Here is an 11,910-nt window from a genome sequence, read left to right on the forward strand (position 1 = left end):
GCGCTAGGAGCGCGATGCGCATTGCAACTCCAGCTCCGCAAGGGCGGATTCGACGTCGCGGAGCGCCGCGGCCCAGTCCGCGGCGACCTCGGGTCCGACCCGCCGCGACATCCCCGGCGCGAACCGATCCGCGAGCTTGAGGGCGGCGTTGAGCAGCCGCCAGTCGCGGCGCGCTGGCGCCTGCCGCGCGAGCAGCGAGCAGACCGCGGCGCGCTCACGCGCGACGCCGGCGCGATCCTGCGGCGGCTCGATCTCCGCCAAGGCGTCGCCGCGACGCAGCTCGACATGACGAAGCAACCGCTCGAGCTCCTCGGCTCCCCGAGCGTCGCCCGCGGCGAGCGCCGCCTCGATGTCGGCGCACGCGCCAGCGCGCCACCGGCGCTGCTCCAGCGCCGGGCGGAGGGCGCCCTCGGCGCGCGCCGGCGCGGCGCGGGTCACCCCGGACGCAGCCCGTCGCAGCGCGGCCTCGAGGCGGCTCCGGCGCTCGCGCCCCCGGGCGGGATCATCGAGCCACACCGCGGCGGCGCGGACGCCCGCCAGCACGCGATCGCGCAGGGTCACGGCAAGCCTCCGTCGATCGCGATACGCACGCTGCTCCCGTCCAGGCCCACGAGCGCCTCGCCGCTCAACCAGAGATCGTCCTGACGCAGATGCCCAGACGGCAGCGTGAGGACACCGTTCTTGAACAACCAGTAGGGACTCCATCGATCCTTGCGGAAGCAGGCGAGCTCCCGCCAGGTGATCCCGTCGCGGCTCGCGAGGACAGCCGCCGTGTCGCGGTGAACCCCGGCGCCGCGCTCGACGACCGTGAGCGCGATGAGCACCGGACCTGGGAGCTGGGCCCCGTGCCACGCCGAGGCGGGGATCGCACAGCCCACCTCGAGGGCGAGCGTGCGTCGATCGGCGCGGCATGCATGGTTCTGCGTCACCTCGGAGTCGGTCAACCAGCACACGTGGTCCGCGGTGAAGAACAGCTGTACGGCGCGCCAGCGCTGCGTGCCGTCCCCGAACCTCTCGATCGTGCGGAACCAGTCGCGCGTTCGCCACAGGTAGCACTCGCCGTCGAGATCACCGGTGGTCACCCACGCCGCTCCGACGTCGAACGGGTCGGCGAAGATGCCATGAACATGCCGCACCGACCCCGCGGAGAACTCGTGGGCTACCTCGACGCGGTCGCCGTCAGGAGCGACCCGGTGAACGCGCACCGAGCCACGGCGCTCGTTCCTCGTGTACTCGCCGAGGTACGCGGCGCCGAGAGGGTCCTCCGCGATCCCGCGGTGCAGGACGCAGTCGCCAGCGATCGCGCCCAGCGGCGCCGGATCGCGCCCCTCCCCGAGCCGGTAGATCGTCCCCGCGCGAACCCCGATGACGACTCCGCGCGACGTGCGGTACACATTGCACTTGTCGGCGCGCGCCGCCCGGACGAGCAGGCGCTGGAAGGCCATGGCGTCACGCGGCATCGCCGCGGGAAACCGGCAAAACGGCTCGAACGCGCCGACGCCGCGGGCGCGGCGCAGCACGACGCGCCCCTGGCTCGCCCAGACCGTGCCGTCGGCGTCGAGGTGGTGCACGGTCGAGATCGCCGGAGCCCGCTCCCGTACTGAGACCCCCAGCGCGAGGTGGTCGCTGGAAGGGATCGGGGTGATGGCGCGAGCCGGCAACATCGTCAGCGCGGCGCACGCTAGCACCCGCTCGCGCGATCCGGCAAGCCGAAGCCCGGCGCCATGGCGCACGCGCGCCGCGCTCGACGCGAGGTGCAGCCGAGGTGCCTTGACGCCGCCGCGCCGAGGCGCCCGGCTCAACCGAAGAACGAGGCGATAGCGGTCGCCACGCGCGCGACCTCGTCGCCTGTGAGCTCGGGAAAGATGGGGAGCGCGAGCGTGTCGCGCGCCGCCGCCTCCGCGACCGGAAGGGAGCCCTCCGGCGGGCCAAGGCGCGCGAAGCAGGGCTGGAGGTGGAGCGGCGCGGGATAATAGATCTCGGTGCCGATGCCTTGCTCCGCAAGCGAGCTCCGCAGAGGATCGCGCAGAGAGGGATCGTTCAGGCGAATCACATACTGATTGAACGTGTGCCCGACAGCGCCGGCGTCCGGCAGCGCGAGGGGCAGTTCTCGCCCGCCGAGGAGCGCCGCATACCGCGCGGCGTGCTCGCGCCGCCGCTCGAGGAGCGCGTCGAGCCGCGGGAGCTTGCGCCGGAGGAGCGCCGCCTGGAGCGCGTCGAGCCGGAAGTTGCCGCCGACGCAGGTGTGATGGTGCTTCCTCCGAGCGCCCTGCGCCCTGAGCGTCCGGACGCGCTCCGCGAGCTCGTCGTGATCGGTGGTCACGAGCCCGCCATCGCCGAAGCCGCCGAGGTTCTTGGTCGGGAAGAACGAGAAGCACCCCATGAGCCCGAGCGCCCCCGCGCGGCGGCCGCCGCGCTCGGCGCCGAACGCCTGGGCCGCGTCCTCGATGACCGGCAGGCCGCGGCCGCCCGCGATCGCGAGGAGCTCGTCCATGGGCGCGCAGGCGCCGAAGAGGTGGACGGCGAGGATCGCCCGGGTGCGCGCCGTCAGGGCGCGCGCCGCGGAGGCGGGGTCGAGGTTCAACGAGCCAGGGAGCACGTCCGCGAAGACGGGCGTGGCGCCGGTGCGATGGATGGCGCCCGCGGTCGCGAAGAACGTGTAGGCGGGGCACACGACCTCGTCGCCCGCGCCGACGCCGAGCGCCATCAGCGCGACGAGCAACGCGTCGGTGCCGGAAGAGACGCCGATCGCGTGCCGGACGCCGAGGTACGCGGCGCACTCCGACTCGAAGGCCTCGACCTCCGGACCGAGGATGTAGTGGCCGCTCCGGAGGACCGACTGGAACACGGCGGAGAGCTCGTCCTGCATGGCGAGATCGCCGCGGGCGCGATCGAAGAAGGGAATAGGCGCGGTCATCCGTCGGTGTCCTCCGCGGAGAGGGGATCGCGGTAATGGCGCGTGGCCGCGGCGCGGGGCCGGGCGAGCGGCGCGTCCTCGTCGAGGTCGAGACAACGGACGATGTCGCCGTGACGCTCGTAGCGAAAGCCGCTCTCGGGGCAGCGCAGGTGGCCGTCGCGCGAGGCGACGAGCTTGTGACCGTGGCGGCTCATCCAGCCGGTGCGCCGGGCCGGCACGCCGGTGACGAGCGCATAGTCGGGCACGTCGCGCGTGACGACCGCGCCGGCGCCGACGAACGCATGGCGCCCTATCGTGACGCCGCAGACGATGGTGGCATTGGCGCCCACGGTGGCGCCGCGACGGATGCGCGTCGTGTCCAGGAACGCGCGGCGGTCGATCGGGGCACGCGGGTTGACGACGTTGGTGAGCACCGCGGACGGGCCGAGGAACACGTCGTCCTCGACCAGCGTGCCGTCATAAAGAGACACGTTGTTCTGGATCCGGACGCCATCGCCGACGACGGCGGTGCCCGCGACGAAGACGTTCTGGCCGAGGACGCAGGCGCGGCCGATCCGCGCCCCGGCCGAGACATGGCAGAAGTGCCACACCTTCGTCCCCTCGCCGATGTCGCAGGGCTCGTCGATGCACGCAGACGGGTGCGCGAAGAAGGGCATTGCGGGCTCGCTCATGGCGCCACCTCCACGGGGTGCGCGGGGCCCCTGGAGCTCCCCTCCGGCAAGGCCCCCAGCGCGCCGCCTGCCGGAGGCACCGGCCAGATCCCCCAGGCACCGCGCGTCGCGAGCGGCGGGCCGGCGAAATCGATGACCGGTGGCCTGACGCGCCCGATGAGGTAGGCGGCGCCCAGGCCGGCGGCGCGGCGCGCGAGCGAGGCAGGGTCCTCGAAGCTCGAGCGGACAGGCGGATCTCGGGGATCGATCGAGCGATCGGGGTACACCCCCTCGGGACGCCCCAGGGCGGCGAGCGCCGCGAGGTGGCCATAGTCGGCGACCTCGAGGAGGAGGGGCGCGGAAGGAGGCGTGAGCTCCGCGGCGGCGTGGCCGATGGCGACCTCGTCCCTCCGCGGATTGAAGTGCTCGCGGCGCAGGTGCGGGCGAAAGAAGGCGCCGAGGGCCAGCACCACCAGCAGCGCGCCGCCGAGGGCGCGCCGCGCGCCGGCCAAGGCGCCCCGGAAGGCGCGCGCCGAGAGATCTCCGACGGCGAGCGCGAGCAGGAGCAACGCGAGGAGGGTCGCTCGCTCGGGGTGGTGGGTGGGCGCGCCGTCGCGCACGAGGGCGAGCGAGAGCGCCGCGATCTGGAAGGCGGCGACGGCGCCGGGGAGCGCGTACGGACGGGCCGCACGAAGGAGCGATGGAAGCGATCGGGCCGCCCCCGGCGCAGCGCCGCGGCGGGCGCGCCATGCGACGAGGGCGATGGCGATGGGCCACACGAAGAGCTCCGGCTCCTCGCGGACCATCGCGGCAGGGTACGCGAAGAGCCGCAGCAGGGAGCCGTCGCCGCCCGGGCCGATCGCGTTGCGGTAGGAGGCGACGCGGGCCAGGAAATGCAGCGCGTCGCCGTGAGCGACGCGGTTCCACGCGATCCACGCGGCGGGCCCGGCGAGCGCGACGAGCGCGGCGAGCGCGAGCTTCGCCTGCGCGCCGCGGCTCTGGCCGAGGCGGGCGGCGGCGAGCAGCGCCATCGCCGCGAAGGCGACGGCGACGGACCAGGGTTCGTAGCGGGAGAGCGTCGCGAGCACGAGCGCGACCGCGCCAAAGAGGGCGCGCCCAGCCGGGGGCGCAGGCCCGGCCGGCGGCGCGACGAGCGACGCCACAGCGAACAGCGAGAGGGCGGCGGTCGGCAGCTCGGGGACCGTCGCCACGCCGAGGCAAGCGCTCCAGGGGAAGGCACCGGCGAGCAGCGCCCCGGCGAGCGCGGCGCGGCGATCCCCGGTGATCCAGCGGGCGGCGAGGTGGACGAGCGCGGCCGAAGCGAGGCCGAGGGCGAACGCGACGGCGCGGGCGACCTCGAGGGTCGGCGCGAAGACGCGGAAGAGCGCGCCGATGAGCCAGAAAGGGACAGGCAGCCAGCTCGTCCCCGTCGGGTCGAGCCGGGGCGCGTGGGCCCACGCCTGCGCGAGGACCACGCGCGCGAAATCGTCATCGCTCACCGCCCGGAAGCCGAGCGCGAGGACCAGAGCAGAGACGACCGCCTTGGCGAGGGCGACGAGGGCAAGGTCGCGCGCGAAAGGGATGGAGACGGCCGACGCCGCCTCCACGGACGACCCCGCGTCGAGCGCCCTACCCGCTTCCCTCCCCGGCGCGGGGGCGGGCCCTAGCACGCGAGCCTACTTTTCCTGGGATTTCTCGAACTCGCGCAGCTCGCGGTCGCCTGCCGACGAGAGGTAGGCGAGCGACACGCTCGTCGCCATGAAGACGGCGGCGCAGACGGCCGTGAGGCGGGTCATGAAGTTGCCAGCGCCGCGGCCGCCGAACACCTGCGCCGTCGCGCCGCCCATGGCCGAGCCCATCCCGCCCCCGCGGCCCTGCTGGAGGAGCACGACGAGGATCAGGAACAGACAGACGAACACGTGCACGATGTTGAGGAACGTGTGAAGCATCGGCGTCTTTCAGCTGGGTGAGTCTGGACCGCGCGAGGGGCCCAAGGGGCAAGTGGGCGAGAGGGCAGGCCGGCGCTCCCGTGGCGAGAAGGGAGCGGCCTGCGATCTACCCCTGTTCCGCGCGCTCCGCCAGTCGGTGAGCGGCATCGACGATCTTGGCGAAGCCAGCGGCGTCGAGCGAAGCCCCGCCGACCAGCGCGCCGTCGATATCGTCCTGGGCGAGCAGCGCCTCGGCGTTGTCGGCCTTGACGCTGCCGCCGTAGAGGATGCGCGTGACGCCCGCGAGGTCCTCCGAGGCCTTCGCGAGCAGGCCGCGGATGAACGCGTGCACCTCCTGGGCGTCCTCGGCGCGCGCGACCTTGCCGGTCCCGATCGCCCAGACCGGCTCGTAGGCGATGACGCCGAAGCCGGGCTGCTTCGCGAGCTCGTCGAGGACGGCGCGGACCTGCCGCTCGACCACGGCGAGCGTCTCACCCGCCTCGCGCTGCTCGAGCGTCTCGCCGACGCAGACGATGGGGCGCAGCTCGGCGGCCATCGCCGAGGCGACCTTCCGGGCGACCGACTCGTCGGTCTCGGCGAACAGCTGCCGCCGCTCGCTGTGCCCGAGGATCACCCAGGTCGCGCCCGCGTCCTTGAGCATGCCCGACGAGACCTCGCCGGTGAACGCCCCGGAGACCTCGGCGCTCATGTTCTGCGCGGCGATGCCGACCTCGCTCTTCGCCTCCGCGAGCTCGTGGGCCACGGCGGCGATCGCCGTGAACGGCGGAGCGACCACCACCTCGGCCCGGGTGAGCTCGCGCGTCGCCTTGGCGACGGCCGCCGAGAGAGGACATGCGTCCTGGCCCCCGGCGTTCATCTTCCAGTTGCCGGCGATGAGCGGACGACGCGAGGCCGCCCGCGGGGCGGCGCCCGCCTCCGCGGACGTGCCCCCATCGTTCACGGGCTTCACTCGCTCACCTCGGCCGACCGGAGCGCCTCGACGCCCGGGAGACGCTTGCCCTCGATGAGCTCGAGCGAAGCGCCGCCGCCGGTCGAGATGTGATCGAAGCCCTTGGCGATGTGCTCGCCGGCCTGCTTGACCGCCGCCGCGCTGTCGCCGCCACCGACCACCGTGAAGCCGGAGGCGCCGCTCATGATGCGCGCGACGTCGAACGTGCCCTTGGAGAAGGCCGGCGTCTCGAAGAGGCCCATCGGGCCGTTCCAGAACACCGTCTTCGCCCGCTCGATCGCCTGGCCGAACTGCTCGATCGAGCGGGGGCCGATGTCGAGCGCCATCGTGCCCTCGGGGATCGCGTCGACGGACGCGGGCGCGCCCTGCGTCGCATCGATGCTCGAGGCGACGACGGCGTCGACGGGCAGGAGGAGCTGGATGCCCCGATCGCGCGCCTTGCTCATGATCGTGCGCGCCAGCGGGAGCTTGTCCTCCTCGATCCGGCTCTTCTGCAGGTTCTTGCCCTGCGCGGCGAGGAAGGTGTTCGCCATCGCGCCGCCGATGCACAGGGTGTCGACCACGTTGAGGAGCGCCTCGACGACGTCGATCTTGTCGGAGACCTTGGCGCCGCCGAGGACGGCGACGTAAGGCTTCTCCGGGCGATCGACGAGCCGGGTCAGCGCCTTGAGCTCCTTCTGGAGGAGGAGGCCGGCGGCGCGCTCGCGCATGAGGCGCGGCAGCGCGTGCACCGACGCGTGGGCGCGGTGCACGGCGCCGAAGGCGTCGTCGACGTAGACGTCGCAGAGCTCGGCGAGCTGGCGCGCGAACCCCTCGTCGTCCTTCTCTTCCTCCTCGTGGAAGCGGAGGTTCTCGAGGAGGCAGATCTGGCCCGCCCGGAGGTCGTAGATGACCTTCTTGGGCGAGTCGCCGACACAGTCGTCCGGCAGGTGGACCTCGTAGCCCGTGAGCTCACTGAGCCGCCCCCCGCACGGCTCCAGCGAGAGCCCCTCGGTCTTGCCCGGCTTCGGGCGGCCGAGGTGCGACGCGAGGATCACCTTCGCGCCCGCCTCCATGACGAGCTTGATCGTCGGGATCGCCTCGCGGATGCGCGAGTCGTCCGTGATCTTGCCCGTCTTCTTGTCGAGCGGGACGTTGAAGTCGACGCGGATGAAGACGCGCTTGCCGCTGAGGCCGGCGGCGTCCCCTGCGGCGGCGAGGTCTTCGACGGAGCGGATTCCGGTGAGCTTCACGGCGCTAGACGCCCTTCCTCGCCACGAGCTGCGCGAGGTCGATCATGCGGTTCGAGAAGCCCCACTCGTTGTCGTACCAGGAGAAGATCTTCGCGAAGCGATCGCCGAGGACCGACGTCATGGTCGAGTCGAAGGTGCTGGACGCGGGCGAGCCGATGAAGTCGCCCGAGACGAGCTCCCGATCGGTGTAGTTGAGGACGTCCTTCATCGGCCCCTGCTCGGCGGCCTGCTTCATCGCGGCGTGGATGCTCTCCTTCGTGATCGGCTTCTCGGTCTCGAGGGTGAGGTCCACGAGCGAGACGTCGACCGTGGGGACGCGGATCGCGAGCCCGTCGAACTTGCCCTTGAGCGCCGGGATGACCTCGGACAGCGCCTTCGCGGCGCCGGTGCTCGAGGGGATCATGTTGACCGCGGCGGCGCGCGCGCGGCGCAGGTCGCCCTTGCGGTGCGGGATGTCGAGCAGGTGCTGGTCGTTCGTGTACGAGTGGACCGTCGTCATCAGGCCGCGGACGATGCCGAAGTTGTCGAGCATCACCTTGGCGATGGGGGCGAGGCAGTTCGTCGTGCAGGAGCCGCACGAGATGACCGTGTGCTTCTGCGCGTCGTAGAGCTCGTCGTTCACGCCCATCACGACCGTGAGGTCGTGGCCCTTGGCCGGCGCGCTGATGATCACGCGCTTGGCGCCCGCGTTGATGTGGCCGGCGGCCTTCGCCTTGTCCGTGAAGATGCCCGTGCACTCGAGGACGATGTCGACGCCGAGGCTCTTCCACGGCAGCTCGGCCGGATCCTTCAGCGCGAGGACCTCGATCTTCCGATCGCCGATGCTGATGTGCTTGTCGCCGTGACCGACCTTCGCCGCCTTGAACTCGCGGTGGATCGAGTCGTACTGGAAGAGGTGGGCGAGCGTCGCCGGATCCGTCAGGTCGTTGATGGCGACCAGCTCGATATCCTTCACGCCGCGCTCGTAAAGCGCGCGGACAATGCAGCGTCCGATGCGCCCAAAACCGTTAATTGCGATCTTCGTCGCCATCACGAACTCCTGGGAAAGTGGCCGGCGCGAGTCGTAGTCACCTCGCGCGCGACGGTCAAGCAAAGCCTCAGCCGCGGGGCGCCGGCGATGTGGAGCGCCGGCGGCGGCGGGGCCGCGGCCGGCTGGCCGGAGCAGCGCCTCGCCGGGAGGGCTTTCGGTCGGTATTTGGGGTGGTTTCGGCCTGTGGGAAGGGGAGCGCCGGCGCGCTCGGGCGCTGTCGCGCCGGGATCTGTCACGCCGGCGTCACGCGCGGCCGCGGATCAGACGCCGAGCTCCCGGAGGAGCTTCTCCTTGCTCGCGACGCCGGTGTACGAGCCCGCCTTCTCGCCGCCCCGGAACAGGATGCACGTCGGAACGGCGCGGACGTTGTATTTCTGGGCGAGCTTGGGCGCCGCGTCGATGTCGAGCTTGCCGACCTTCAGCGTGCCCTGGGACTCCGCGGCGATCGTGGCGACGATCGGCGCGAGCTGCTTGCAGGGCCCGCACCAGGTGGCCGTGAAGTCCACGAGCACGGGGATCGGGGAGTTGATGACCTCGGACTCGAAATTCTCGTTGGTGAGGGTGACGACGTGCTCGCCTGCCATGATTGTCTCCGTCGGTGCCGCGCTGTTCATGTTCGGGGCCGCGCCTGTGCTGCGCGGGGCGCGCCCCGTGAGTTGACCGAGGCCGCGCCAGCCTATCGGCCCGATGCAGAGCGGACCGCCCTGTCGGGAAAGGAAAGTACCCGGCGCGCACGCCTCCGGCAACCCACAAGGCGCTCGCGGCGCACCCGCGGAACCTTCCGCCTGCGCCGTCGTTTTGGTAGATCGCCCGGCGCCGGAGCGCCCGTGCTGGCCGACGCAGCGGAGGCCTGAGCGCGAGCGGACGCCCGCGGACCTGGCGCGCGACGCTGCACGGCGCGCACGACCCCGCGAGCGGGCGCCCGCTCGCGCGGCGCCGAGCCAGGATGGCCCCCCGAACCCTCATCATCACGCCGACGTACAACGAGCGAGACAACCTCGCCGAGTTCGTGAGCTCCGTCCTCGGGGCGGCCCCGGACGCGCACGTGCTCGTCGTCGACGACGCGTCGCCCGACGGGACAGGCGCCCTCGGCGACGAGCTCGCCGCGCGCGACGGGCGCGTCCGCGTGCTCCACCGGGCGGCGAAGCGCGGGCTCGGCACGGCCTACCTGGAGGGCTTCCAGCGCGCGCTGGACGGCGGCTACGACGTCGCGTTCGAGATGGACGCCGACCTCTCGCACGACCCGCGCCACCTGCCGGCGTTCCTCGACGCGATCGCGCAAGGCGCCGACGTCGTGCTCGGCTCGCGCAACATGCCGGGCGGCGGCGTCGAGGGCTGGGGCCTCGGGCGGCACGTGCTCTCGAAGGGCGGCTCCCTCTACGCGCGGACCATCCTGGGCGTCGGCATCCGCGACCTCACGACCGGCTACAAGGCGTTCACGCGGCGCGCGCTCCTCTCGCTCGATCTCGGCAGCGTGCGCTCGAACGGCTACGCGTTCCAGATCGAGACGACCTACCGCGCGCTGCGCAAAGGGCTGCGCGTGGTCGAGGTGCCGATCGTGTTCGTCGACCGCCGCGCAGGCCGCTCGAAGATGAGCCGCCGGATCTTCGCCGAGGCGATCGTCGAGGTCTTCCGCCTGAAGCTCGACGCCGCGCGCGGTCGCATCTGATCGCGCGGCCCCGCCTCGCGCGAGCGTGCGCTGCGCTCAGCGCTCCCCCCGGCGAGGCGGCCGCGAGGCGGCGTGCGTGCGGCCCGGCTCGTCCAGCTCCTCGTCGAGCTCCTCGTCCAGCGCGACGTCGCCGTCGTGGATGCGCGATCGACCGGGGGCCTCCTGCTCCTCGAAGCGCACGCGCGCCGCCGCGGCCTGGCCGCGCTGGGCCGCGTCGTCCGGCGCCGGGTGCCCGCGGACGACGCGCGTGGCGCGGCGCAGCGCGAGATCGGCGACCCGCCCGGCCCTGCGCACGTTCGGCGCGGCCTTCTCGCGCAGCACGCGGCCGAACACCAGGGACAGCAGCGTCAGCACCGTCGGGACGATCACCCCGAGCGCGACGCCGACGGCGATGCGCGCGACGGTGAGGCCGAACAGCGCGGCGACGAGCGGCAGGCCCACAAGGCCGCGATCGAGCGACGGGCGCCCCTCGTGCCGGCGCGCGCGCCGCTCCTCCTTGCGCGCGCGCTTCTCTTCCTTGCGCTCGTCCTTGCGCGCGCGCTTCTCTTCCTTGCGCGGCCCGCGCTCCGCGGGCTCGCCAGCGCGCGCCGTCTCGGGGCGCGCGCCGCCCGCTTCGAGCCCCGAAAGGAGCGGAGCGATGCGCGCGGCGCGGCGGTCCGGGTCAGGCTCCAGCATCGCGGAGAGCGCCCGGACGAGGCGAGGATCGGCTCGACCGCCGAGGGCAGCGGGCACGTCGATCGCGAGCCCTCGGTGCGGCAGGTTCTCCGGCTCCTCGCCGGTGAGCAGGCAGAGCGCGGTCGCGCCGACCGCATAGACGTCCGACGCAGGCAGCGCGCGGCCCTGGAACTGCTCCGGCGCCATGTACCCGAACGTGCCGACCACGGTGCTCCCGCCCTCGGGACGCATGCGATCGCGGACCGCGCCGAAGTCGACGATCGCGAAGGAGCCGTCGGGCCGGCGGATCACGTTGTTCGGCTTGATGTCGCGGTGGATGACCGGCGGCGCGCGGCCGTGCAGGTAGTCGAGCACGCCCGAGGCGTCCCGCAGGAAGCGGAGGATGTCGTCCCGCCCGAGCACCGCGCGGCGACGGCGCATCGCGCCCAGGCTCTCGCCCTCGATCTTCTCCATCACCAGGAAGAGCGCTCCGTCCTCCTCGAAATGATCGAGGTAGCCTGGCAGGCTCGGGTGCGAGAGCGACGCGAGCACCCGGGCCTCGCGCTCGGCGAGCTCCACGCTCTTCCAGCTCGATGCGCCGCGGATCTGGAACCGCTTGATCGCGACGAGCTTGCCGAGCCGCTTGTCGACCGCCTCGAGCGTGTGCCCCTGAGCCCCTTCGCCGAGGGCGCGCGTGGTCACGTAGCGCCCGTCGCGCAACGCCTGGCTCGGCTCGGCACCCATCGAGGGGGCAGAGAGTACACCGCCCGGGCAACGACACCAGGTCGAAGCCGCGCCTGGGCGCCCGCGAGCGCGCGCTCGCGGGCGAACGTCCGGACGCCCGCCGACGCGCACCGCTC

General features: G+C 72.8%; 12 protein-coding genes. 1 reads left to right on the top strand and 11 read right to left on the bottom strand.

Annotated features, from left to right (window positions below; all coding sequences use genetic code 11):
* Positions 1–3: 3 nt before the first annotated feature.
* The 10 genes from WMF46_RS39155 to trxA all read right to left on the bottom strand — a co-directional run bounded on the left by WMF46_RS39155 (position 4) and on the right by trxA (position 9,311).
* Entirely contained in the window at positions 4–561 is a 558-nt protein-coding gene (locus tag WMF46_RS39155) for a hypothetical protein (RefSeq protein WP_437981884.1), read from the bottom strand.
* A complete protein-coding gene (locus WMF46_RS39160; protein WP_437981885.1) occupies positions 558–1,664 on the bottom strand; it encodes a hypothetical protein in 1,107 nt (368 codons plus the stop codon). Before WMF46_RS39160 ends, WMF46_RS39155 begins: the two co-directional genes overlap by 4 nt.
* 134 nt (positions 1,665–1,798) lie before the next feature.
* The gene (locus WMF46_RS39165; RefSeq protein WP_437981886.1) at positions 1,799–2,917 is read right to left on the bottom strand and encodes a DegT/DnrJ/EryC1/StrS family aminotransferase; all 1,119 of its coding nucleotides are present in this window, start codon (positions 2,915–2,917) and stop codon (positions 1,799–1,801) included.
* Positions 2,914–3,588 (bottom strand): acyltransferase, encoded by a 675-nt coding sequence (locus WMF46_RS39170; RefSeq protein WP_437981887.1) that lies wholly within the window; start codon positions 3,586–3,588, stop codon positions 2,914–2,916. The genes WMF46_RS39165 and WMF46_RS39170 overlap by 4 nt, the downstream gene beginning before the upstream one ends.
* Positions 3,585–5,237 (bottom strand): hypothetical protein, encoded by a 1,653-nt coding sequence (locus WMF46_RS39175; RefSeq protein ID WP_437981888.1) that lies wholly within the window; start codon positions 5,235–5,237, stop codon positions 3,585–3,587. The genes WMF46_RS39170 and WMF46_RS39175 overlap by 4 nt, the downstream gene beginning before the upstream one ends.
* 6 nt (positions 5,238–5,243) lie before the next feature.
* Entirely contained in the window at positions 5,244–5,516 is a 273-nt protein-coding gene (gene secG / locus WMF46_RS39180) for a preprotein translocase subunit SecG (protein WP_437711363.1), read from the bottom strand.
* 106 nt (positions 5,517–5,622) lie between these two features.
* Positions 5,623–6,456, bottom strand: coding sequence for a triose-phosphate isomerase (gene tpiA / locus WMF46_RS39185; protein WP_012239956.1), 834 nt, complete (start codon positions 6,454–6,456; stop codon positions 5,623–5,625).
* 5 nt (positions 6,457–6,461) lie between these two features.
* On the bottom strand, positions 6,462–7,697 hold the full coding sequence (locus tag WMF46_RS39190) for a phosphoglycerate kinase (protein ID WP_437981889.1): 1,236 nt from the start codon (positions 7,695–7,697) through the stop codon (positions 6,462–6,464).
* 4 nt (positions 7,698–7,701) lie between these two features.
* Positions 7,702–8,727: a type I glyceraldehyde-3-phosphate dehydrogenase gene (gene gap, locus WMF46_RS39195; protein WP_437545282.1), complete on the bottom strand. Its 1,026-nt coding sequence runs from the start codon at positions 8,725–8,727 to the stop codon at positions 7,702–7,704.
* A 260-nt stretch (positions 8,728–8,987) separates the two neighbouring features.
* Positions 8,988–9,311, bottom strand: a complete 324-nt coding sequence (gene trxA, locus WMF46_RS39200; RefSeq protein ID WP_437545284.1) for a thioredoxin — start codon at positions 9,309–9,311, stop codon at positions 8,988–8,990.
* A gap of 362 nt (positions 9,312–9,673) precedes the next feature.
* On the opposite strand from trxA, the gene WMF46_RS39205 reads away from it, so the two are divergent.
* Positions 9,674–10,396 carry a polyprenol monophosphomannose synthase gene (locus WMF46_RS39205; protein WP_437981890.1) on the top strand — a complete coding sequence of 241 codons (723 nt, stop codon included), beginning with the start codon at positions 9,674–9,676 and terminating at the stop codon, positions 10,394–10,396.
* A 36-nt stretch (positions 10,397–10,432) separates the two neighbouring features.
* Here WMF46_RS39205 and WMF46_RS39210 read toward each other — a convergent pair whose 3' ends face one another.
* Positions 10,433–11,794 (bottom strand): serine/threonine protein kinase, encoded by a 1,362-nt coding sequence (locus tag WMF46_RS39210; protein WP_437981891.1) that lies wholly within the window; start codon positions 11,792–11,794, stop codon positions 10,433–10,435.
* Positions 11,795–11,910: the final 116 nt, after the last annotated feature.

It is taken from the genome of Sorangium sp. So ce117, from assembly GCF_051524395.1.
GTDB classification, from domain to species: Bacteria; Myxococcota_A; Polyangia; order Polyangiales; family Polyangiaceae; genus Sorangium; species Sorangium cellulosum_B.